This window comes from Ruegeria sp. CDSC021 (assembly GCF_059610845.1).
Genome location: NZ_JBXWOK010000001.1, coordinates 693,488 through 715,274 on the forward strand (window position 1 = coordinate 693,488; position 21,787 = coordinate 715,274).

Consider the following 21,787-nt stretch of genomic DNA (forward strand, 5'->3'; position numbering starts at 1 on the left):
CAAGACGATAACATGATCGGTCTTGTCAAATTCTCAATTTGACCCCGCTTGGTTTCTTCGGCGATTGCCTGCCTGGAAATTCAGAAACCAACAGCAAAAGTACAACACTATCTAACAGGCAACTGCCCAAAGCCTGCCATCATTGCAAACAATATGATTGCATACCCCAACTTCTGATCGATTACTGTGAGTCGTAGAGATGACAAATCCAAAAAATACCAATGCTGCGGAATCCGACCATCAACGGTACTTATCTGCCCGCGACTCCGATCATGCGACTCTTTTAGCGCATGCCGCCAAAAGCTCTGGGCGCTCTGTTTTACAAGTCCAACGGAGCTTCAATCAAATGGCAAAGCCTCCCAGCCGTTTGAATATGGTCGAGTATGTGCGCAATGGCCTTCATCACGAAGACCGCTTTACCGACGCCGAACGCGCGGCATACATCTCCAATGATCTCCATTGGCCCATCGCCCACAAGTGTAACCATCATGGTTGGAACAGTGCCGCAGAAGACAAGATACTGGCTTCTACTTTGCTTGAAACAGCGGGTGTACCTGTCCCGGAAACCGTTGGCGTCATCGACCGTTCGAACCGACACTACCCCGGGGTTACGAAAATCAACACTCCTGAGGCGTTGCGCGATCTCGTTTGCAACCATCTGGAAGGTGGGCTTTTTGGAAAGATCGTCGAGGGGATGGTAAGCTTTGGGGCCTTTTTGATCGAGGACGCGGATCAATCCACTATCACTTGTGCAGGCCAACCGCCGATCACCTATGAGGCATTCCTAGACGAGTTCGTTGGGCAGAATTCATATGTCGTGCAACCTTTGCTCAAAAATCACTCTGCAATCCAAGACTACGCTTCAGCCCTTGCAACGGTGCGAATGGTTACGCTGGTAAGAGAAAACGACGTCTTTTGCCCAGTTGCCGTTATTAAACTTCCGCAGGGCCCCAATATTGCGGACGCCTTCTGGAGACCGGGGAACCTTGCTTGTTCGATCAATATCAAAACCGGCGTTATCGAAACCGTCGCGCGCCGCGCCAAGATGGAAACAGAATTCCTGGATGACCATCCTGACAACCCCGGTTTAATGGGCTTGAAACTGCCTTTTTGGGACGAATTGATCGAAATAAATGACCGTGCTGCAAGAACGTTTCAGCCAATTCGATATCAGTCGACCGACATCGCTATAACCGAGTCTGGTCCGGTCGTTGTCGAGCTGAACTATGGCGGTGGCTTCGATCTGCCTCAATATGCAAGTGGCCGTGGGATGTTGACCCCAGAAGTTCGTAGCTTTTTCGAAGGGTTTGGCTACGACCTTGATGCAAAACCACAAAAGAAGCGCTGGCTGTTCGGTAAACGCAGATAAAGCGCCCTCAATCTAGAGTCTTGTTAGGTTGACTGAAAAGGCGCTGAACCTAAATCTGTTCAATATCCCCTTGCGCGCGCTGCGCATGGAAGGTCGCCTGCCAGGCATCGAATGTACCAGCAGCAATGGCATCGCGCATACCCTGCATTATTTCCTGAAAATAGTGCAGATTATGCCAGGTCAGCAGCATGCCCGAGATCATCTCGTTCGAGCGGAACACATGGTGTAGATAGGCGCGAGAATAGTTCGAACAAGCCGGGCATGAGCAGGCCTCATCCAGCGGGCGCGGGTCATCGGCGTGGCGGGCATTCTTTATGTTGACCACGCCGTAACGAGTGAACACCTGTCCTGTGCGACCGGACCGTGAGGGTAAGACACAATCCATCATGTCGATCCCGCGGGCGACAGCTCCGACAATGTCGTCAGGCTTTCCAACGCCCATCAAATAGCGCGGTCTGTCGGCTGGCAGAAAGTCAGGAGCGTAGTCGAGGCAACCAAACATAGCCTCCTGACCTTCGCCCACGGCCAGACCGCCAACCGCGTAGCCTTCGAATCCGATCGCTTTCAGCGCCTCGGCGCTTTCTTCGCGTAAATCCTGTTCCAGCCCGCCTTGCATGATCCCAAACAACGCATGTCCAGGACGGTCGCCGAAAGCCTGTCGCGATCGATCGGCCCATCGCATCGACAGGCGCATTGATTCAGCAATTCGATCTCGATCTGCGGGTAGGGCCGGACATTCGTCAAAACACATCACGATGTCTGAACCCAGCAAGCGCTGTATCTCCATCGAGCGTTCCGGGGTCAGCTCGTGCTTGGACCCATCGACATGAGATTTGAAGGTCACGCCCTTTTCGGTCAGCTTGCGCAGACCAGCCAGGGACATGACCTGAAATCCACCGGAATCCGTCAGGATCGGGCGATCCCAGTTCATAAATTTATGCAACCCACCCAAACGGTCAATGCGCTCGGCCGTAGGGCGCAGCATCAGGTGATAGGTGTTCCCCAACAAGATATCGGCACCGGTTGCACGAACACTTTCCGGCATCATCGCTTTGACCGTCGCAGCAGTGCCTACGGGCATGAACGCCGGAGTACGCACTTCACCGCGCGGTGTGTGGATCACTCCGGCGCGGGCCTTGCCGTCCGTGGCCTTCAGGTCAAATGAGAAACGGTCTGTCATTGGGCATCCTCGGGTCGCTGAACCGGGCAGGATTTGCCCGATCTGTTCAGCCATTGCAAGTTGTCAGGGTAAAGAGGCAACCTGCCGGGTAAACAGATCAACAACCCCTGCCCCGTCAACATCCCGACATACCAGCACAGCCGGTCGCGTTGAGACCGGACGCGTAGCGCCGGATTCCGTACCACCCACAATTACCTCAACCCCGGTTTCGACCATCTCGAACATCGTGCCATGGGTGCAGGCGATCACAGCAGTCGAGTCATGCAGGCCGCAGCCCTCCAACCCGCCGATATCCTTGTAGAATTTCAGGTAAAATACCGAGATGTCACGCAGGAAAGCCCCCATATCGGGCGAGCGTTGGGCCAGACCGTCAAAATCCGCACTTTTGTACAGCGTTTTCAAGGTGACATCCAAACCAACCACAACGGTCGCCGGGGGTGCTGCAAACACTTCATTTGCGGCAAGGGCATCGTGATAGATGTTTGCTTCGGCATGTTCCGTGATGTTTCCTGGGCAGAAAACCGCCCCACCCATGATCACCAACTGTTTGATGTTCTGCGAAAACTCAGGGTCCAAACGCATCGCCGCAGCAATATTAGTCAAGGGGCCGATTGCACAAACCGTCAGCTCTCCCTTGTGGCGGCGCGCCATTTCCACCAGGAATTCCGTGGCATTCAAATCATGGTTCGCCCCGATTTCCGGGATATCGGTAATATCCCCAAAACCTTCGGGACCGTGAACATGTTCGGACGGTGCGTGGTGCCCTGTTCCCTGTGGGTAGGCCGCGCCTTGGGCCACGGGAATGTCCAACCCAAGTTTATCCACCAAAAACCGTGCATTGCGGCTGGATTGATGAACGTGGGTGTTGCCAAAAACGGTCGTCAGGCCGATCAAGTCAATCTCGGGGGCTGCAGCGGCATATGCAATGGCCATCGCATCGTCGATGCCGGGGTCTGTATCAATAATCAGTTTCATCCCAGCCCGATAGCGCAAACGCGAGGGGATGCAAAGCGGTCACAATAGCAAAAACTAACCAAAATCCATGGATCAGCGTTTTGAATCCAAGCACAATCCCTCCATACCAGAGTTGAAAAAGGGCGATTCAACCCCCAAATGTATACTATCGTACACAATAAAAGAGGACGGATATGACCGAAGACCAAATCATTGGATTGCTTTCTTCGAACCTAATTTACCTGCTCGCGGCGGCATTGATCGTCATCATCACGCTAAAAGGCATTAAAATCGTGCCGCAATCGGAAAAGTATGTGGTCGAACGGTTCGGGCGTTTGCATTCTGTGCTCGGCCCTGGGATCAACTTTATCGTTCCTTTACTGGATGTTGCGCGGCACAAGATATCCATTCTGGAACGCCAGCTTCCCAATGCAACGCAGGACGCAATCACCAAAGATAACGTTCTGGTCCAAATCGACACTTCGGTCTTTTACCGCATCCTAGAGCCGGAAAAGACAGTCTACCGCATCCGCGATGTAGATGGTGCTATCGCGACGACCGTTGCCGGTATCGTCCGGGCGGAAATCGGCAAGATGGACCTGGACGAAGTTCAGTCGAACCGTGCTCAACTGATCACTCAGATTCAAGGAAGCGTCGAAACCGCAGTGGATGACTGGGGGATCGAAGTGACGCGCGCCGAGATTTTGGACGTTAACCTCGATCAGGCGACCCGTGACGCGATGCTGCAACAGTTGAATGCCGAACGCGCACGCCGCGCGCAGGTTACCGAGGCCGAGGGCAAGAAACGCTCTGTTGAGCTTCAGGCCGACGCCGAACTCTATGCGGCAGAACAAACGGCCAAAGCGCGCCGCATTCAAGCCGAAGCCGAAGCCTATGCAACCAGTGTTGTTGCCCAGGCGATTAAGGAAAACGGTATCGAGGCGGCTCAGTACCAGGTTGCATTGAAACAGGTTGAGGCATTGAACACGCTGGGCACCGGCAATGGCTCGCAGACTATCGTTGTACCTGCCAATGCGCTTGAAGCTTTCGGAAACGCCTTCAACATGTTGAAAGGACGTACATAATGGCTGATCCCTTTTGGTTAACATGGTGGCTATGGCTGGCTGGCGCGTTGGCTTTGGGCATCCTCGAAATAGTCCTACCTGGGTTCATCTTTCTGGGTTTCGCCATCGGGGCCGGGCTGACGGGTATTCTGCTGGCAATCCCTGGCATAGTACCGTCACTGCCGATCCTGCTTATGATCTTTGCGACTTTGTCGCTGATTGCCTGGCTGATCCTGCGCCGCGTCTTTGCTCTGCCCCATGGCCAGGTGAAGAAGTTCAGGCATGACATAAACGACTAAACTCTTATGGCACCCCTTAAGGGGGTGTCATTGTGCCTCTGGACGCTGCCCGAGGCTTTCCCTATATAATTCGTCAGGTAACAAACCCGAGGCACGAATGACTCACCCGAGCGAACAGTTTGAAGGCACACCTCTTATTGCCCCTTCAACGATTGAACACCCTCTTTATGAGCCGGTGGTCGACGCCTGCCGAACGGTTTATGACCCCGAAATCCCTGTAAACATCTATGATCTAGGTCTGATCTATACGATCGACATCACCCAGGAAAACGCGGTCAAGGTCATCATGACACTGACCGCGCCCGGCTGCCCGGTTGCCGGCGAAATGCCTGGGTGGATCGTCGAGGCAATCGAACCCGTGGCCGGCGTAAAAGAAGTTGACGTGGAACTGACCTGGGAGCCCCCCTGGGGCATGGAAATGATGTCAGACGAAGCGCGCCTGGAACTTGGATTTATGTAAGGTCAAGTGCGAAAGCCTTCTGTTATTGAATTCCGCAGGTCGATTTGATTTCGTCCGACCTCTGGTTAAGCTTCTCTATGTAATCTCCTGATAACATAGTTAGTCTTTTCTTTTCGGTTCCAGTCACAAGGCCTAGAAGCGCCCCAGCAGGTGTAATGGCAATTACACTTTTGGCCTGCTCCTCCTCTGCATGTTTTCGTTCGGTTGCAATCGCGCGCAAATCACCTTCTGCCGTTGCACAGTTTACCGGATGTTGCTTTTCTTCTGCGATCGCCGTCTGAGCCAAAAACACAGACAGCATCAGAGAAGGAATTGTTAGAATATCTTTTTTTCTAAACCAAAGTCTTTTCATGCTATTCAGCCTCAAATATTTTCCAAAAGTGGATCATGGGTCAGGCTATGACGAGTGTAATTTGCAAAGCAAGCCTTGCTTACCGACTGGGGCGGGAAATCTAATCCGACAGTAAAAGTTAGGTAAGAAATCCTGCTATGTCTTGAGCCTGATGCCTCGCGGCACTACATTAGCAACAACGAACAACGACGGAGATCATGATGTTCGGCATCCCCGGCAAACAGGCCGTAACAATGACACCAAAGGCTGCAGAGCAGATTGCCCGCCTGATGACTTCGGGCGGTCATGCTGGTTTGCGTATTGGCGTCAAGAAAGGCGGATGTGCCGGGATGGAATACACCATGGACTATGTCGACCAGCCTGACACCAATGATGAAGTGGTCGAGCAGGACGGCGCGCGGATCATGATCGCCCCGATGGCACAGATGTTCCTGTTTGGAACAGAGATCGACTATGAGGTCTCGCTGCTTGAATCCGGTTTCAAGTTCCGCAACCCGAATGTTGTAGATGCCTGCGGTTGCGGAGAATCCATCAAGTTCGACGAAAGCATTGCAACTCAGCCTTAAGACGCTGCCTGCAAGTGCACATAGGTCTCGTTGAAACGACGCGTCAAGTGCTCTCCTGCCTGGATGACATTCTCTGAATGTGGCGGGGCAACATTGGTGTCATAAGACGGGTTGAAGAACAAAGGAACCGACAGCCTTTCAGCAGATCCACCGATCACACGGTGCAGAGTTGCCTTGACCGCCCCTGCCGTCCAGAACTCCAGCATCTCCCCAAAATTGATAATGAATGTTCCGGGCTGCGCTTGGACCTGAGCCCAACTCTGGTCCGGCATCTGTACCTCTAACCCGGCTCGACCATCGGTGGCCAGCAGGGTCAGACAGCCATAATCAGCGTGCGCTCCGATACCGAAATCCTTTTCGCCTGCCCAGACTGGCCTTTGCGGGTAATAATTGCCGCGCAACAGGGCCATGGGCGTGTCGAAGGCAGTGTCAAAGCTGTTGGCATCCTTGCCCAATGCCACCGAAATGGCGCGCAACACCCGCATGGCAACCGAACAGGCGTCACCATAATAGGCCTCGATGATTGATCGAAACTCGGGCACAGTCTCCGGCCATTGGTTCGGGGCATAAACCGAGAGGTTCTTGCCAAAGTACCTATTGGTCTCAGCTAGCTCGTATCCGCAATCGAACACCTCTTTGAAGTCAGGATTTGCAGCTGGATCTACCTGTTCCGAGCGCGAGGCGCCCCACCCACGGTTGGACCCGGTCACAGCCATATCAACACGCCGTTTCTCGGCCTCTGGCAGCCGGAAGAATGCGTGATATGCAGAGATGACCCGTTCCACCCGACAGGCGGAGATACCAGTATTGGACACGGTCAGAAACCCAACTTCACCGACGGCGCGGGTCAATTTGGCCAATTCCGCCGTGTCGCACCGATCCAGTTTTTCAAGATCAAGATGTTCGATCATATTGCTCATTCCTCATCGCGGCGGAAACTGCCGTTTTGCAACGGGCTCTGCAACCGGAATTGTCAGACCTGACTGGCAATGATATCCGGTCACCAGAAAACCGAATTATTTCAAGGGGACGCGATATGCGGCGCAAACTGGCGGCTGGAAACTGGAAGATGAATGGTAATGCTGCCGACTTGAGAGAGCTTCAGGCCCTTTCTCACATGCATGCTGCCCCGGCAGTTGATATTCTGATCTGCCCACCTGCCACCTTGATTCATCGGGCCAAAGAGAAGGTCCCGGGCGGAAACATCCAGATAGGCGGTCAGGATTGCCACGCGGCAAACTCGGGCGCGCATACAGGTGACATTAGCGCCCAGATGCTGGTCGACGCCGGAGCGTCAGCCGTCATTCTTGGCCATTCTGAACGCCGCGAAGATCATGGTGAACAGAATGAAGATGTTCGTGCTAAGTCTATTGCCGCTATGAATGGTGGGCTAAAGGCAATCATCTGCGTCGGTGAAAGCCTGGAACAGCGCGAGGCCGCCAATACCCTGGATATAATCGGCGGTCAGATGTCCGGCTCGATCCCGGATCAGGCAACGGGCGAAAACCTAATAGTCGCCTACGAACCGATTTGGGCCATTGGCACGGGCAAAGTGCCCACCCTGGATGAGATCGGACAGGTTCATGACTTTATCCGCGCGCGGCTGGAACGGCGCTTTGGCGAAGGCGTTGGGCGTTCGGTCCGGCTGCTTTATGGCGGCTCGGTAAAGCCATCAAACGCCGCCGAGATTTTCGCCGTATCGAACGTGGATGGCGCTCTGGTCGGCGGGGCGAGCCTGAAGGCTGACGATTTCTCGGGCATCATTCAGGCTCTGGAACAAGCTTGATCAGGCCATTTTCATCGTCACCATCCCGGCTATGATCAAGACTGCCGCGCAGATGCGCGTGGCGGTCAGGGCTTCGCCCAGAAAAAGAATACCAAAGGTAAACGCGCCAACCGCTCCTATTCCCGTCCAGATGACATAGGCTGTTCCCAAAGGCAGCGTCCGCATGGCCAGTGCCAGCAATGTGAACGAACCAAGCATCGAAACCGCCATCAGGGCGGTCGGCCAGAACCGGGTGAACCCGGCAGATTGTTTCATCGCCACGGCCCAGACAATTTCAAGCAGGCCGGCAAACAACAGGATAATCCAGGGCATAGAAGAGACCTCTGATCAGTCCGGGTCGTCCCGGATACTGTCTCGTGATGGAGAGGTCGTCCTCTGCCCTTTAGATAATCCCCTTGGCGCCCCGTTCAAGACGCAAAAACCGGGCAGAGATCCCCTGCCCGGTCTTATTCTCAGCGGCTGGACCCGCTAGTTTGTTATGATCTCCGGCCCCATGAAAGTGTTGGGCAGAAAGGTGGATATCCACGGGATATAGGTCACCATGATCAGGAAGACGAACAGGACCGCCAGGAATGGCAGGGCCGCCCGGACAACGCCCATCATCGGCATGCCCGCCACGCCCGAGGTCACGAACAGGTTCAAGCCGACCGGCGGGGTAATCATCCCGATCTCCATGTTCACAACCATGATGATGCCCAGGTGAATCGGGTCGATGCCTAGCTCGATTGCAATCGGGAACACCAGTGGTGCTACGATAACCAGCAGGCCCGAAGGCTCCATGAACTGGCCGCCGATCAGCAAGATCACATTAACCACGATCAGGAAAGCCACCGGCCCCAGACCTGCCGACAGCATGGCAGTTGCTATGTGCTGCGGTACCTGTTCATCGGTTAGAACATGTTTCAGGATCAAGGCGTTGGCGATAACGAACAGCAGGGTAACGGTCAGTTTCCCAGCTTCGAACAACGTCTGCTTGGTGTCGGGGTGAAAAATTGCCGTGATCAGCGCATAAGGCTTTCTGAGCAAAGAGATATTCTTTTCCTCACCCTCGGTGCTGAGGGGGCCCATGTCCTTGTAGACGAAGCTGGCAATCAAAAAGGCATAGACTGCGGCCACCGCAGCGGCCTCGGTCGGGGTAAAGATACCGCCGTAGATGCCGCCCAGAATGATCACGATCAGGAACAGACCCCACCCGGCCTCGCGTGCCGAGACAAGGATTTCGCCCCAGCCTTTCCATTCACCTTTGGGTAGGTTCTTGACTTTGGCCATCACATAAATGGTGATCATCAACATCAGCCCAGCCAACAGGCCGGGGATCACACCGGCGAGGAACATGCGCCCGACAGAAACTTCGACAGCGGCGGCATAGACCACCATCACGATCGACGGCGGAATCAGAATACCCAGCGTCCCTGCGTTACAGATAACGCCGGCGGCGAATTCCTTGGAATAGCCAACCTGCCGCATGCCAGCGATCACAATCGAACCAATGGCCACCACCGTAGCCGGAGACGACCCCGACAGGGCCGCAAACAGCATACAGGCGAACACGCCCGCAATCGCCAGACCTCCGGGCAAGTGCCCCACGCAGGCAATCGAGAAACGGATGATGCGCCGGGCCACGCCGCCCGTGGTCATGAAGGACGAGGCCAGAATGAAGAAAGGGATCGCCAGCAGGGTAAAATGCCCTTCGAAAGCCTCAAATAAGGTACCTGCGACCGAGGCGAGCGAACTGTCGGAATAAATCAGCAGAAACAGGGTCGAACTGAGCCCCAACGCAACCGCAATCGGTACACCGATCAGCAGCAGGCCGATCACCATCGAGAACAGAAGAATGACATCCATCAGTTGTGCTCTCCTTGCTGAGCGCGGACTTCTTCAATCTCGTCCTCGACTTCGTGGCTAGCGACCATCCGGTCGGCTTCGCCGCGCCAAATCTGTACCGCAACCTGCGCAAAGCGGATCACCAAAAGCAGCATCGACACGGGCAGAACCAGATACGGCACCACCTTGGGCAGTTTTTCATAGCCCTCGCCATAGTTGATCAGATCCTCAAGAAACCGCAGCGGGGCGACCATCGGAATGTCGTCGACCTCATAAAAGCTCTGACTGCGCGCATCGAAGTTGAACCCGGTAGGGAACCATCGCCCCGATGTGGGCGGCAGATCCGCGAACACGGCCCAATAGTCATATGCGCCTTTTAGCATCAGCAGAGAAAACACCAGACAGCAGGCTACTGCGATCAGAGCCAAAATCCGTCGAGGCGCCGGGCTGAGCATGTTCAGGATGGCGTCCACTCCCAGATGGGCGTGTTTCTTGACGGCATAAGACGCCCCAAGCAGCACCAACCAGCCGAAGGCGAATACCGTCAGCTCCAGTGCCCATAGGATATTGGAATTAAAGAAATACCTTGCGATCACATTGGCAAATGTCACAGCCGTCATCAGGCCCAGCAACGATGCGATCAAGGTTTCTTCGATATGGTCGATCAGCCCGCCTTGGCCGGATTGCGCACCAGACATCTATCTGTCCCCACATTTTTTTGAGATAAGTGCTGTTTGGGCGGGCCAAATCGGCCCACCCTGCCTGCGCGTCGAATACTCCCCAGTCCCCGGACGCGCGGCGTATACCAGGATCAGAACCCGGCGTTGATAGCCTGTGCGGCGTCGATCTTTTCTTGACCCACGTCACCGGCGAACTGTTCCCAGACAGGTTTCATGGCGTCGATCCAGGCCTGACGCTGTTCAGGGTTAAGTTCACGGATGATACCGCCCGCATTTGTGATCGAGACCTTGGCTTCCTCGTTCACCGAGAAGGATTCTTTGTTCCGCTGTTCTGTCACTTCGCCCAGAATGGTCAGGAACTGTTCCCGCACCGCAGGATCCAGGCTGTCCAGCCAGTCAACAGATGTTACGACCAAATAGTCGATGACACCGTGGTTGGTTTCAGTGATACCGTCCTGAACCTCAAAGAACTTCTTGCCGTAGATGTTGGACCAAGTGTTTTCCTGTCCGTCGACGACACCTTGCTGCAACGCACCATAAACCTCTGAGAAAGCCATTTTCTGCGGGCTTCCGCCAATCGCCTCCATCTGCGCGACCAGCACGTCAGAAGATTGGACGCGGAATTTCAGGCCATTGGCATCCGACGGATCGACCAGCGGTTTGTTGGCCGACATCTGTTTCATGCCATTGTGCCAGAATGCCAGCCCCTGCAGGCCACGGCGCTGCATGCTGTCTTTCATCGCCTGACCATCAGCCGAAGCCTGAAATGCGTCTACCGCGTCAATGTTCTTGAACATGAACGGCAGGTCGAACAGGCGGAATTGCTTGGTGAACTTCTCGAACTTGGACAATGACGGGGCCGCCAGTTGCACATCGCCCTGCAACATCGCCTCAAGGACTTTATCGTCGTTATAGAGCGTGGAGTTCGGGTAGACCTCCATGCACATCACGCCGTTCATCTCATCATTAACGCGCTGTTCCAGCAACGAGGCTGCAATACCCTTGGGATGTTTATCGGTATTGGTCACATGCGCGAATTTCACGACGATTTCGCCGTCTTCACAAGCGGCCATGCCTGCGGTTGCTGTTACGGTTAGAGCGACGGCGGTCGCTGCCGTTGTCAGAAATTTCATCAGTCGAGTTCTCCCAGATACTTCACTACGTCTCCGGACGTGCCGAAGTCGTCCCATGGCGGCGAGTGAACCGAATCGGGCTCACGCTCTCAACTTTTTGTGGGAATCGCCGCCGGTTGACATTTTGTCATTTATTTACTTGATGTTACACGCATTCAACCAAGTCTCTGTTTGAGCCTGCAAGAAAGCCGTGCGAGAATCCGCACATATATCTGCGCCATTGTGTGGATTTCCGCACAAATAACGATTCGCCGAATCCGAATCGATTGCCGGGCATTTGGTTCGCCCCGCAGTCCGCGTCAGCGGACTGCCACGCCCAACAGCTTAACCGCATGACAATGCGGGAAAAGCTGGCGGGAGCCTTTACCTCCGGTAGTCTTCAGGACGAATGTGGTATCGCGCCAGCTTGTCGTAGAAGGTTTTGCGAGGCAGCTTTAGCGCCTTTGCGGCTTCTGATGCCTTGCCGTTATGCCGGCCAAGGGCAGCAATCAGCAGAGATCTTTCGACCCGTGCCATCTGCTCGCTCAACCCCAGTTCTGCGGCCTGCGAGACATCTTCGGGCATTCCCAGCACAAACCTCATTGCGGCTGACATCAGCGACCGTGCGTTGCCCGGCCAGTCTCTGGTCATCAGCGATGCCAGATGGTCCGACGTGATTTCCGGTTCCTTTATCCCGGCCTGTTCGGCTGCCTGTGCTACATAGTGGCGGAAGATTACAGGTATATCCTCGGGGCGCTCGGCAAGCGACGGTATGCGAACGCGCATCACATCCAAACGATAGAACAAATCCGCAAGGAACCGTCCATCCGAAGACAATTCGGCCAGGTCAGTGGTCGTGCCCGCCAGAATTCGGGCGCCTACACCCTGTTCAACCATCTCCAGTGCTGCATATTGCGTGGCCTCGGGCATGGCCGAGATTTCGTCCAGAAAAAGGGAACCACCGGCTGCATCTTCGCAGACATGAACCAGATCGCTGGTCGACAAACCGGCGGATGGACGTTTGACAAATGGGCCCTGACTTTGCGGCGACATTAGGTGAACGACCTCGGCAACTTTGGACACCCCGCTGCCAGCCGGTCCGGTGACCAAAACTTCGGCCCCTGTCTGGGCTACCGTACGAACCCTTTCCCTCAGTTCTTCGGCCTTTGATGAGAGACCGAACAGTAGGCGTGCCGCTGGATCGCCGCGCTCAAGCTCGCTTTTCATCGCCCGTTGTTGCAGGACATGCTCTCGCGCCTCAGAGGCCTTGCCCAACACCTTTAGCAGATCTGCCGCGGCGCAGGGCTTTTCCAAAAAGTCGAATGCACCCTGCCCCATGGCCTGCACTGCCATTGGTATGTCGCCTTCTCCAGTCAACAGGATGACAGGCAGATCAGCATCCATATCGCGGGTGTAGGTCAACAGGTGAAACCCGTCCCGACCAGGCATCCGGATATCCGACACGATCACTCCTGCGAAATCCGCCCGGATATGATCCTTCGCCGCCACAAAGGACCCGGCTGTAACGGGTTCATAATCGGCAAGCTCCAGCGTTTGGGCCAGCGCTTCGCGCACTGCCGAGTCGTCATCGACTAAAAGCACTTTGCGGGTCATGCTGCCCCTACTTCCCTGAAATGTTCCAGTTCCACAGTGAATACCGCACCTGTCGGAGCGTTGGTGCCCCGAATATTACCACCAAAGCTTTGAACCAGACCATAAGAGATCGACAGCCCCAGCCCCATGCCCTCAGACGAACCGACAGCTTTGGTAGTATAGAACGGCTCGAACAGCTTCTCCGAGTTCTCGATCCCCGGACCTGTGTCGCTGACCGTGACCGCCAGGGTCTTGTCACTGTTTATCGCGATCTTGATCATGCGTTGTTGTTGCTCACTCATGGCATCGGCGGCGTTGTTAATCAGATTTACGAACACCTGCACCAATCTCACTTCGCCACCCCAAGCATAGATAGGGACATCTGGAGCCTGCCATTCCATACGAACGTTTTCCGAATTCAGCCGGGCCTCGGTCAATTCCAACGCCGTTTCTATTACCTGAACCAGATCAACTCTGCCCATGGGCTCGTTTTCATTGCGGGCAAAAGCCCTGAGGTTCTTGATAATTCGCGCCATTCGCGCGGCCAAATCGGAAATTCTGGTGAGGTTCTCGGCGGCTTTTGACTCGTCACCTCTGGTCAGAAAAGCCGTTCCATTCTCGGCGAATTGGCGAATGGCCATCAGCGGCTGGTTCAACTCATGGCTGATGCCCGCCGACATCTGCCCGAGCGCACTCAACTTCCCGGCCTGTATAAGCTCTTCCTGCGCATGCTTCAGAGCGACCTCGGCCTCTTCCCGCTCATGAACCTCGCGCCGCAGGGCGGTGTTCGCGGCGGTAAGTGCATGGGTTCTGCGCGTCACGCGGCTTTCCAGCACCGCATTGGCCTCAGCAAGCGCGCGCCGGCGTTCGGTTGCCATGAACAAAAGCGCCCCGAAAGCCAGACAGATCGCAGCGACCGCCGCTGCTTGCAAATTCGCCAGACGGCGCGCCGGGGCCACATCCACCAGCACCTCGGCTGTCATGTCTATCACCGGTAGATCAAGTGTAAGGTGTAACGCACGCTGTGGCAGATACCGGCCCCAATTCAAGGTCCAAAGCTCGTGTCGTCCGATCAGATTCGACGAGAAATCGACCGTCTGCCCCTCGGGCGGCACCAGCCCCGGTTGACCTTCGGCCCGACGCCAGAACAACAGGTCGGAACGGTTCGAGATGAACACCACACCTTCCCCATCAATAAAGAAGATGGCCTCGGTACTGCCCCGCCAAGTCTGTTCGACATCCTGCACATCGGCTATAACCATCAATGCGCCTTCGACTATACCGGTGGGACCAAAGGCAGGAGCTGCATAGGAATAGGTTCGATCGCCGCTTGTAGACTCGACCCCGTGGGCACTGCCCATAGCACCCTGCATGGCGCGCCTGAATGCGGGATGGTCTGCCATCGTCAATTCAGGCACCGGGTGGGCGGCTGCAAGTACACTGCCCAGACGGTCCAGATAGACAATGTTAACGGCGGCAGTTTTGTCTGCCACGTCCAGCAACACAGCCTGCGCGATGGCGCGATCGCTCGGCGTGACAAGCGTTCGAACAGCCGGGTGGCTGGCCATCAAGACAGCCAGCTCCTGATAGACCTGCATTTGTGTGCTAAGGCGGTCGGCGGCCAATTCCAGATCGGCCTCAGCCTTATCGCTCAGCGGCGACAAAGCCTGACGAAAGCCGTATGACCACACCCCAACAGAGAGCAGCCCAACAGCAATCAGAAATGTCGAAATTAACCATACCCTTTGCATGACATTGGGTCTTGCATTCAACGCGCCTCATGGCAAGTGTGCCCGCCATGAAGACTTTGCATCGATCCCCTGTTGACCCGAATTTTGTCCAGAACCCTTATCCGTTTTATGATGCGGCCCGCGCGCATGGCGACCTTGTGTATTGGGCCGACTACCGGATGCACGCTGCGGTATCGCACCGGGCGGTTCAGGCCTTGCTGAAGGACCGTCGTTTCGGTCGCGAAGTGCCGTCGGAAATGCAGCGTCCAGGTCCTGCGCATCTAGCCCCCTGGCTGATGGTCGAATCTCATTCGTTGTTAGAAGCAGAGCCGCCGCGCCACACCCGGCTTCGACGCCTGGTCATGCGCGCCTTTACGTCACGTGCCATTGCGGCACTGGAACCAACGATCCATGACCTCAGCCACAAGCTGATCGACGCCTTTACGGATGCGCCGTTCGATCTGCTGGACACCTATTGCACGCAAGTTCCGGTCGTTACGATCTGCCGCCTTCTAGGCGTTCCCGAAGAGATGTCGCCCGAGCTTTTGCGCTGGTCCCATGACATGGTGGCGATGTATCAGGCCAGCCGCACACGCCAGACCGAGGATGCGGCGGCGGCCTCGGCAAAAGAGTTCACCGACTTTCTCTCGTCTTACGTCGAAAAGCGCCGGTCTGACCCTCAGGATGACCTGATTACCCGGTTGATCGCCGCTGAAGAAGATGGTGAAAAACTGTCGCGTGACGAGTTGGTTGCAACTTGCATTCTGCTGTTGAATGCCGGTCATGAGGCCACGGTTCATTCTCTGGGAAATGGGCTTAGGACCGTATTGCGAAAAGGTGTAAAAGCCGATGCCTTTCAGCCTGAAACGATTGACGCCTCCGTCGAAGAAATCCTGCGCTTTGATCCCCCGCTGCATATGTTCACGCGCTATGCCTATGAAGAGATCGAACTGTTCGGGCACAGTTTTAAACGCGGTGACGAAGTCGCTTTGTTGCTTGGAGCCGCGAACCGTGATCCCCAAGTCTGGGCCGAACCTCATAAGTTCGATCCAACCCGCCCCATCCTGACCAACAGCAGCTTTGGCGCGGGTCTGCATTTCTGCGTCGGAGCACCGTTGGCCCGACTCGAAATGCGAATAGCGCTGGCGGCACTGTTCGAACGCTGTCCCAACCTAGCGCTCAGCGAGGAACCGGAATATTCCAACAGCTACCATTTTCACGGGCTAAAGCGGTTGATGGTTCAGGTCTGACCGCTAGTTCTCGATCAGGGCATTCAGCGGCAGCATGGTCGTCGACTTGATCTCTTCCATCGACAGCAGTGCCGTCACATTGTGGACGCGCACCTCGGAAATCAGAGTCTGATAGAACACGTCATAGGCGCGCGCGTTCTTAACCCGCACCTTGAGGATATAGTCGATATCCCCCGCCAGCCGGTGCGCCTCTTGCACTTCGGGGCGGTCCCGCAGGGCTTTGAGGAACTTTCGCTGCCAATCCGCCTCGTGTTCAGAGGTGCGGATCAGCACGAAGAACGTCGCCTCAAAACCAAGCGCCTCGGCATCCAATAATACCGTCTGCTGACCGATCACCCCGGCCCCTTTCAGCTTGCGGATGCGATTCCAGACAGGCGTCTTGGAACTGCCGACGCGGGCTGCTATTTCGTCCAGCGATTGGCTGGCGTCGCGCTGCAGCTCAACCAGAATTTTCCGATCCGTGTCATCAATCCGCACTGACATTCCAATTTCTTCCTCGTTTCGAAACTTTCGTATCGCTTTACCAACACAGCGAAACGCTTGTTCTTATTTATGCGCACATATGGCGTAATACCGGGAATATTTCCTATATTGAGGGTCAAGTCAAACCAACCCGGACCGAAACATGCAAGTGACGCAAACATATCAGGACGCAGGCCATGTCGACTTTGTCGGCGCGGGCCCCGGTGATCCCGAATTGCTGACGCTCAAGGCCCTGCGCGCATTCGAGCGCGCGGATGTTGTCCTGCATGACCGGCTGATCAGCGCCGAGGTGCTGGCCCTTGCCGGGCAAACGGCCGACCTGGTCGATGTTGGCAAAGCCGGGTTCGGCCCCTCGTGGAAACAGGAAGACATCGACGCGCTGCTGGTAGAGTACGCTCTGAAGGGTCTACGCGTTGTACGCCTGAAATCCGGTGACCCCACCGTATTTGGTCGTTTGGACGAAGAAATCGACGCCGTTGAAGCAGCGGGCATCTCGTGGCAGATTATCCCCGGCATCACCGCAGCCTCGGCCGCAGTTGCGGGCATCGGGCAAAGCCAGACCCGCCGCGGGCGCAATTCTTCGATCCGTTTCCTGACCGGGCACGACATGAAGGGGTTCGCCGATCACGATTGGAGCGCCCTGGCGCAGCCCGGTTCGGTGGCGGCGATCTATATGGGCAAAAAGTCTGCCCGGTTTATTCAGGGCCGCCTGATCATGCACGGCGCCGACCGGGCCACACCTGTGACGCTGATCGAAAACGCGTCGCGTCCCGATCAGCGCATTTTGACCACGACGCTGGATCACATGTCCGCCGATCTGAGCGCCTCGGACATGGACGGCCCCACCCTTACTTTTTACGGCCTTGCCCCCCGCCAGGCAGCCAAGGCCCTGACTGAATTCAAAAAGGAGCACGCCTGATGGCCCGCGCTTTTACCCCCAAAGTGGTAACCGCCAACGATCTGTTGGAAGGTGACGTCATCTATCTGACCGAGGACGACCGCTGGTCGCGTGAATTATCCGAGGCAGAGCTGATCACAGACGAAGCCCACGCACAGATCCGCCTTCTGGATGCCGAACGTCAGGCAGGCAAGATTGTCGGTGCCTATCTGGCGGATGCCATAGCTGGCGACGAAGGCCCAGAACCAACTCATTTTCGGGAAGACTTCCGCCGGACTGGTCCGTCCAACTATGCCCACGGCAAACAGGAAACTTCCCAGCAGCCCCGGGCCTGATCCCTGGCCCTCTCTCTCCCCTACATTGGCCCCAGGATCGGGGCTGCACTTAAGGACAGCTAATCATGTATCGCTACTCCGAGTTCGACACAGCATTTTTGGCAGAACGCAACAGACAGTTTCGCACCCAGGTCGAGCGCCGCATTGACGGATCGCTGACCGAGGATGAGTTCAAGCCACTCCGCCTGATGAACGGCCTGTATTTGCAGCTGCACGCATATATGCTGCGGGTCGCCATTCCTTACGGCACGCTGAACAGTGCGCAGATGCGCCAACTGGCCCTGCTGGCAGAAAAGTGGGACAAGGGCTACGGCCATTTTACTACCCGTCAGAACATCCAGTACAACTGGCCCAAGCTGAATGACGTGCCGGATATGCTGGACGCGTTGGCCGAGGTTGGCATGCACGCCATCCAGACCAGCGGCAACACCATTCGTAATGTGACCGCCGACCATTTCGCCGGTGCCGCCGCGGATGAGGTCGCCGATCCGCGCCCCTATGCGGAACTCCTGCGCCAGTGGTCGACCGACCACCCGGAATTTCAGTTCATGCCGCGTAAGTTCAAGATCGCCATCACCGGGTCCGAAAATGACCGCGCCGTTATCAAGGCGCATGATATCGGCCTGCAACTGGTCGAACGTAACGGCGTTCTGGGTGCCCGTGTTATCGTAGGCGGCGGTCTGGGCCGTACGCCCATGATCGGCAAAGAACTGTCTGACTTCGTCGCGTTTGACGACCTGCTGGCTTACCTAGAAGCCACTGTTTCGGTCTGGAATCAAATCGGCCGCCGCGACAACAAGTACAAGGCGCGCATCAAGATCACCGTGCATGAACACGGCATCGACGCCATCCGCGCCAAGGTGAACGAGCGTTTCCTGCAGGTCCGCCCGCAGTTCAAAGGCGCGGATATGAACCTGCTGGAACAGATCAAGAGCCACTTCGCTGCACCCACCTTCCGCGAAGCGTCGGTTGCGTCGTTTGAAGGTGCATACACCAACGACCCGGTCTTCCGCTCGTGGGTCGATACTAACATCGCGCCGCACAAGAATGCGGACCACGCGATTGTCACCATCTCAATCAAGAAGCACGGCGCGACGCCGGGTGATGCAACTGCCGAGCAGATGCGCGTGATGGCCGATCTGGCCGAAGAATTCGCCTATGACGAGCTGCGCATCAGTCATGAGCAGAACGTGATCCTGCCGCATGTCCATAAATCGGACCTGCCCGCGATCCATGCCAAACTGAAAGAATCCGAGCTGGCGACCGCCAATATCGGCCTGATCAGCGACATCATCGCCTGCCCCGGCATGGACTATTGCGCGCTGGCAACGGCGCGTTCGATCCCGGTTGCACAGGAAATCGCCACCCGGTTCGAAGACCTCAAACTGGAGCATGATATCGGCCACCTGAAGATCAAGATCTCGGGCTGCATCAACGCCTGTGGTCACCACCATGTCGGCCATATCGGCATTCTTGGTCTGGATCGTGCAGGCGTCGAAAACTACCAGATCACTCTGGGTGGTGACGGCACGGAAAACGCCGCAATCGGTGATCGTACGGGTCCGGGCTTTGCCTATGATGAGATCGTTCCGGCCGTTGAGCGCATCGTCGAAACCTATCTGGAGCAGCGTGAGGGTGCCGAAGAAACCTTCCTCGAGACCTATCGCCGTGTCGGAATGACTCCGTTCAAGGCGGCCCTCTACCCCGAGGCGCGAGCGAATGCCGCTTGATCTGATCCAGACTGAACTGGGCCGGGATAGACGTGAACTGACCGAACGGGTCAGTGAGTTGAACGCCCGGTTCCGCCACCACAGTGCGCATGACGTGATGCACGGAGCAATGGAAGAGATCGATGATCTCGCTCTGGTCTCAAGTTTCGGTGCGGAATCGGTGGTGTTGCTGCATATGGCGGCCGTGGTCGACAAGATGACCCCGGTGCTGTTCATCGACACGCAGATGCTGTTCACCGAAACGCTGGAGTATCAGCAGGAGGTGAGCGAGCGGTTGGGGTTGCGAAACGTCAAGATCATCCGCGCGGATGACGAGGATGTTCAACGCGACGACCCCTATGGCGCGCTGCGTCTGCGGGACATGGATGCGTGCTGTAACCTGCGCAAGACCTTCCCGCTGCAACAGGCATTGTTGGGATATGATGGCTGGATCACCGGGCGCAAACGGTTTCAGGCAGGGTCCCGCGCCACGCTTGATTTCTTTGAGGTCGAGGACGGCACAGGCCGGATCAAGGTCAACCCGCTGGCCCATTGGGCGCCCGAAGATGTGCGCGCCTATATGGAAGAGAACAACTTGCCCAGGCACCCGCTGGTGGCCAAAGGATACCCTTCGATCGGCTGTGCGCCCTGTACTTCGCCGGTCAAACAGGGCGAAGACCCCCGCGCCGGACGCTGGCGCGATCAGAACAAGGAAGAATGCGGCATTCATTTTGTAGATGGCAAGATGATGCGCGCCGGAGAGAACACATGAACGTTATCGTAACCGATGAGGGGTTCGCCCCCGATGATTGGACTGATGGCTATGTCACGCTGGAAGACGCGGCCAATGATGTGGTCGCGCTGGATGTCAGCTCGGACACGGATCCCGATGAGCTTGCCGAACGGCTGGGCTGTGCCAAGATGGTGCGCATCGATTTCCCGTCCTTTGCGGATGGGCGCGGCTTTACCATCGCGCGGACCCTGCGCCTGAAAGGCTATACCGGTCGCTTGCGCGCCAAAGGCCATGTCTTGGCCGACCAGTATGCCATGGCGCGGCGCAGCGGCTTTGATGAGGTCGAGATTGAAGACACTCTGGCCGATCGCCAGCCCGAAGATCAGTGGGTGGCTCGCGCCAACTGGCAGGACAACAACTATCAGGCCCGCCTGCGCGGCTAAAACCGCCTTTCGCAGCCTCAAATAGGAACGTAGGGGCAAGAGCCCCCTTTTCCTGACTTGGATCAAAGATTAAACGGAGATGTCGGTTTACTCCACCGGCAGTGAAACGATGACAGAGATGAAACCCGTGACCGAAGCAACCGCCGTGAAGGCCCCCGTTCTGCCGGACGCCCAGACTGTGACAGACGTCAAGCATTGGACTGACAGCCTGTTCTCATTCAAAGTGTCGCGCCCCGCGTCCTTGCGGTTCCGCTCGGGCGAGTTTGTGATGATCGGCCTGCTGGGCGACAACGGCAAACCCCTGCTGCGCGCCTATTCCATCGCCTCGCCGTCCTGGGATGAAGAGCTTGAGTTCTATTCGATCAAGGTACAGGACGGCCCGCTGACTTCGAAACTTCAGCACATCAAACCAGGCGATCAGATCATCCTGCGGCCCAAGCCGGTTGGCACGCTGGTCCATGACGCCCTGCTGCCTGGTAAGCGCCTGTGGTTCTTTGCCACCGGCACCGGCTTTGCACCCTTCGCCTCTCTGCTGCGCGAACCACAGACCTATGAGGATTATGATGAGGTCATAATCACCCATACCTGCCGCGAAGTGGCCGAGCTGGAATATGGTCGTCAACTGATTGAAGACATCCGTCAGGACGAATTGCTGGCCGAACTGATGGGCGAAGGTTTTGCGGACAAGATTCGTTACTACCCGACCACCACACGCGATCAGAGCCCCAAAATGGGCCGCATTACCGAGCTGTTGAAAGACGGCACAGTATTTGCCGATCTGGGGATTGAGGGCGGCATCCAGCCGGATACGGACCGCGCGATGGTTTGCGGATCATTGGCTTTCAATCTGGATATCAAAAAAATCCTCGAGGATTTCGGACTGCGCGAAGGCGCAAATTCCGACCCCAAGGAATTCGTCATTGAAAAGGCCTTTGTTGGCTAATCCGGTTTGCCGGTCTGATATGCG

The 21,787-nt window shown here is 56.2% G+C and carries 24 protein-coding genes; 13 read left to right on the top strand and 11 right to left on the bottom strand.

The window, feature by feature from the left end; translation table 11 throughout:
• Nucleotides 1-199: 199 nt before the first annotated feature.
• A complete protein-coding gene (locus tag AC2FGB_RS03495) occupies nt 200-1,369 on the top strand; it encodes a sugar-transfer associated ATP-grasp domain-containing protein (protein WP_281994678.1) in 1,170 nt (389 codons plus the stop codon).
• 49 nt (nt 1,370-1,418) lie between these two features.
• On the opposite strand, the gene tgt is transcribed toward AC2FGB_RS03495, so the two are convergent.
• Entirely contained in the window at nt 1,419-2,549 is a 1,131-nt protein-coding gene (gene tgt / locus AC2FGB_RS03500) for a tRNA guanosine(34) transglycosylase Tgt (protein WP_142634055.1), read from the bottom strand.
• A gap of 63 nt (nt 2,550-2,612) precedes the next feature.
• Nucleotides 2,613-3,524: a nucleoside hydrolase gene (locus tag AC2FGB_RS03505; protein WP_142634057.1), complete on the bottom strand. Its 912-nt coding sequence runs from the start codon at nt 3,522-3,524 to the stop codon at nt 2,613-2,615.
• Between the two features lie 173 nt (nt 3,525-3,697).
• Here AC2FGB_RS03505 and AC2FGB_RS03510 point away from each other — a divergent pair, with 173 nt between their 5' ends.
• From AC2FGB_RS03510 to AC2FGB_RS03520, 3 genes are all read left to right on the top strand, one after another.
• Nucleotides 3,698-4,588 (top strand): SPFH domain-containing protein, encoded by an 891-nt coding sequence (locus AC2FGB_RS03510; RefSeq protein WP_496687906.1) that lies wholly within the window; start codon nt 3,698-3,700, stop codon nt 4,586-4,588.
• On the top strand, nt 4,588-4,866 hold the full coding sequence (locus AC2FGB_RS03515) for an NfeD family protein (RefSeq protein WP_142634061.1): 279 nt from the start codon (nt 4,588-4,590) through the stop codon (nt 4,864-4,866). The genes AC2FGB_RS03510 and AC2FGB_RS03515 overlap by 1 nt, the downstream gene beginning before the upstream one ends.
• A 97-nt stretch (nt 4,867-4,963) precedes the next feature.
• Entirely contained in the window at nt 4,964-5,326 is a 363-nt protein-coding gene (locus tag AC2FGB_RS03520) for an SUF system Fe-S cluster assembly protein (protein WP_142634063.1), read from the top strand.
• A gap of 22 nt (nt 5,327-5,348) precedes the next feature.
• Here AC2FGB_RS03520 and AC2FGB_RS03525 read toward each other — a convergent pair whose 3' ends face one another.
• On the bottom strand, nt 5,349-5,678 hold the full coding sequence (locus tag AC2FGB_RS03525) for a hypothetical protein (protein WP_142634065.1): 330 nt from the start codon (nt 5,676-5,678) through the stop codon (nt 5,349-5,351).
• Nucleotides 5,679-5,878: 200 nt separating this feature from the next.
• Here AC2FGB_RS03525 and AC2FGB_RS03530 point away from each other — a divergent pair, with 200 nt between their 5' ends.
• Nucleotides 5,879-6,244: a HesB/IscA family protein gene (locus AC2FGB_RS03530; RefSeq protein WP_142634067.1), complete on the top strand. Its 366-nt coding sequence runs from the start codon at nt 5,879-5,881 to the stop codon at nt 6,242-6,244.
• Here the strand turns inward: AC2FGB_RS03530 and AC2FGB_RS03535 are convergent.
• Nucleotides 6,241-7,164, bottom strand: coding sequence for an isopenicillin N synthase family dioxygenase (locus tag AC2FGB_RS03535; RefSeq protein WP_496693220.1), 924 nt, complete (start codon nt 7,162-7,164; stop codon nt 6,241-6,243). The genes AC2FGB_RS03530 and AC2FGB_RS03535 overlap by 4 nt on opposite strands.
• Before the next feature lie 116 nt (nt 7,165-7,280).
• Between AC2FGB_RS03535 and tpiA the strand changes: the two genes are divergently transcribed.
• Nucleotides 7,281-8,030, top strand: a complete 750-nt coding sequence (gene tpiA / locus AC2FGB_RS03540; RefSeq protein WP_496693221.1) for a triose-phosphate isomerase — start codon at nt 7,281-7,283, stop codon at nt 8,028-8,030.
• Here tpiA and AC2FGB_RS03545 read toward each other — a convergent pair whose 3' ends face one another.
• The 6 genes from AC2FGB_RS03545 to AC2FGB_RS03570 all read right to left on the bottom strand — a co-directional run bounded on the left by AC2FGB_RS03545 (nt 8,031) and on the right by AC2FGB_RS03570 (nt 14,990).
• On the bottom strand, nt 8,031-8,342 hold the full coding sequence (locus AC2FGB_RS03545; protein WP_142634071.1) for a DMT family transporter: 312 nt from the start codon (nt 8,340-8,342) through the stop codon (nt 8,031-8,033).
• 156 nt (nt 8,343-8,498) lie between these two features.
• Nucleotides 8,499-9,875 (bottom strand): TRAP transporter large permease, encoded by a 1,377-nt coding sequence (locus AC2FGB_RS03550; RefSeq protein ID WP_496687898.1) that lies wholly within the window; start codon nt 9,873-9,875, stop codon nt 8,499-8,501.
• Nucleotides 9,875-10,552, bottom strand: coding sequence for a TRAP transporter small permease (locus AC2FGB_RS03555; RefSeq protein ID WP_496693222.1), 678 nt, complete (start codon nt 10,550-10,552; stop codon nt 9,875-9,877). The genes AC2FGB_RS03550 and AC2FGB_RS03555 overlap by 1 nt, the downstream gene beginning before the upstream one ends.
• 113 nt (nt 10,553-10,665) lie before the next feature.
• On the bottom strand, nt 10,666-11,667 hold the full coding sequence (locus AC2FGB_RS03560) for a DctP family TRAP transporter solute-binding subunit (protein WP_142634078.1): 1,002 nt from the start codon (nt 11,665-11,667) through the stop codon (nt 10,666-10,668).
• Between the two features lie 363 nt (nt 11,668-12,030).
• Complete coding sequence (locus AC2FGB_RS03565; protein WP_271946867.1) at nt 12,031-13,260, bottom strand: sigma-54-dependent transcriptional regulator; 1,230 nt, start codon at nt 13,258-13,260, stop codon at nt 12,031-12,033.
• Complete coding sequence (locus AC2FGB_RS03570; protein ID WP_496693223.1) at nt 13,257-14,990, bottom strand: sensor histidine kinase; 1,734 nt, start codon at nt 14,988-14,990, stop codon at nt 13,257-13,259. The genes AC2FGB_RS03565 and AC2FGB_RS03570 overlap by 4 nt, the downstream gene beginning before the upstream one ends.
• Before the next feature lie 47 nt (nt 14,991-15,037).
• Between AC2FGB_RS03570 and AC2FGB_RS03575 the strand changes: the two genes are divergently transcribed.
• Nucleotides 15,038-16,219, top strand: a complete 1,182-nt coding sequence (locus tag AC2FGB_RS03575; protein WP_496693224.1) for a cytochrome P450 — start codon at nt 15,038-15,040, stop codon at nt 16,217-16,219.
• A 3-nt stretch (nt 16,220-16,222) separates the two neighbouring features.
• On the opposite strand, the gene AC2FGB_RS03580 is transcribed toward AC2FGB_RS03575, so the two are convergent.
• Nucleotides 16,223-16,702, bottom strand: a complete 480-nt coding sequence (locus tag AC2FGB_RS03580; protein WP_142634084.1) for an Lrp/AsnC family transcriptional regulator — start codon at nt 16,700-16,702, stop codon at nt 16,223-16,225.
• 142 nt (nt 16,703-16,844) lie between these two features.
• Here AC2FGB_RS03580 and cobA point away from each other — a divergent pair, with 142 nt between their 5' ends.
• The 6 genes from cobA (at nt 16,845) to AC2FGB_RS03610 (ending at nt 21,763) form a co-directional block, all read left to right on the top strand.
• On the top strand, nt 16,845-17,621 hold the full coding sequence (gene cobA / locus AC2FGB_RS03585) for a uroporphyrinogen-III C-methyltransferase (protein WP_496693225.1): 777 nt from the start codon (nt 16,845-16,847) through the stop codon (nt 17,619-17,621).
• The gene (locus AC2FGB_RS03590) at nt 17,621-17,935 is read left to right on the top strand and encodes a DUF2849 domain-containing protein (RefSeq protein WP_496693226.1); all 315 of its coding nucleotides are present in this window, start codon (nt 17,621-17,623) and stop codon (nt 17,933-17,935) included. Before cobA ends, AC2FGB_RS03590 begins: the two co-directional genes overlap by 1 nt.
• A 65-nt stretch (nt 17,936-18,000) precedes the next feature.
• Nucleotides 18,001-19,665 carry a nitrite/sulfite reductase gene (locus AC2FGB_RS03595; protein ID WP_496693227.1) on the top strand — a complete coding sequence of 555 codons (1,665 nt, stop codon included), beginning with the start codon at nt 18,001-18,003 and terminating at the stop codon, nt 19,663-19,665.
• Complete coding sequence (locus AC2FGB_RS03600; protein WP_271946855.1) at nt 19,655-20,416, top strand: phosphoadenylyl-sulfate reductase; 762 nt, start codon at nt 19,655-19,657, stop codon at nt 20,414-20,416. Before AC2FGB_RS03595 ends, AC2FGB_RS03600 begins: the two co-directional genes overlap by 11 nt.
• The gene (locus AC2FGB_RS03605; RefSeq protein WP_142634095.1) at nt 20,413-20,820 is read left to right on the top strand and encodes a DUF934 domain-containing protein; all 408 of its coding nucleotides are present in this window, start codon (nt 20,413-20,415) and stop codon (nt 20,818-20,820) included. Before AC2FGB_RS03600 ends, AC2FGB_RS03605 begins: the two co-directional genes overlap by 4 nt.
• A gap of 109 nt (nt 20,821-20,929) precedes the next feature.
• Entirely contained in the window at nt 20,930-21,763 is an 834-nt protein-coding gene (locus AC2FGB_RS03610; RefSeq protein WP_496693335.1) for a ferredoxin--NADP reductase, read from the top strand.
• Nucleotides 21,764-21,787 lie beyond the last annotated feature (24 nt).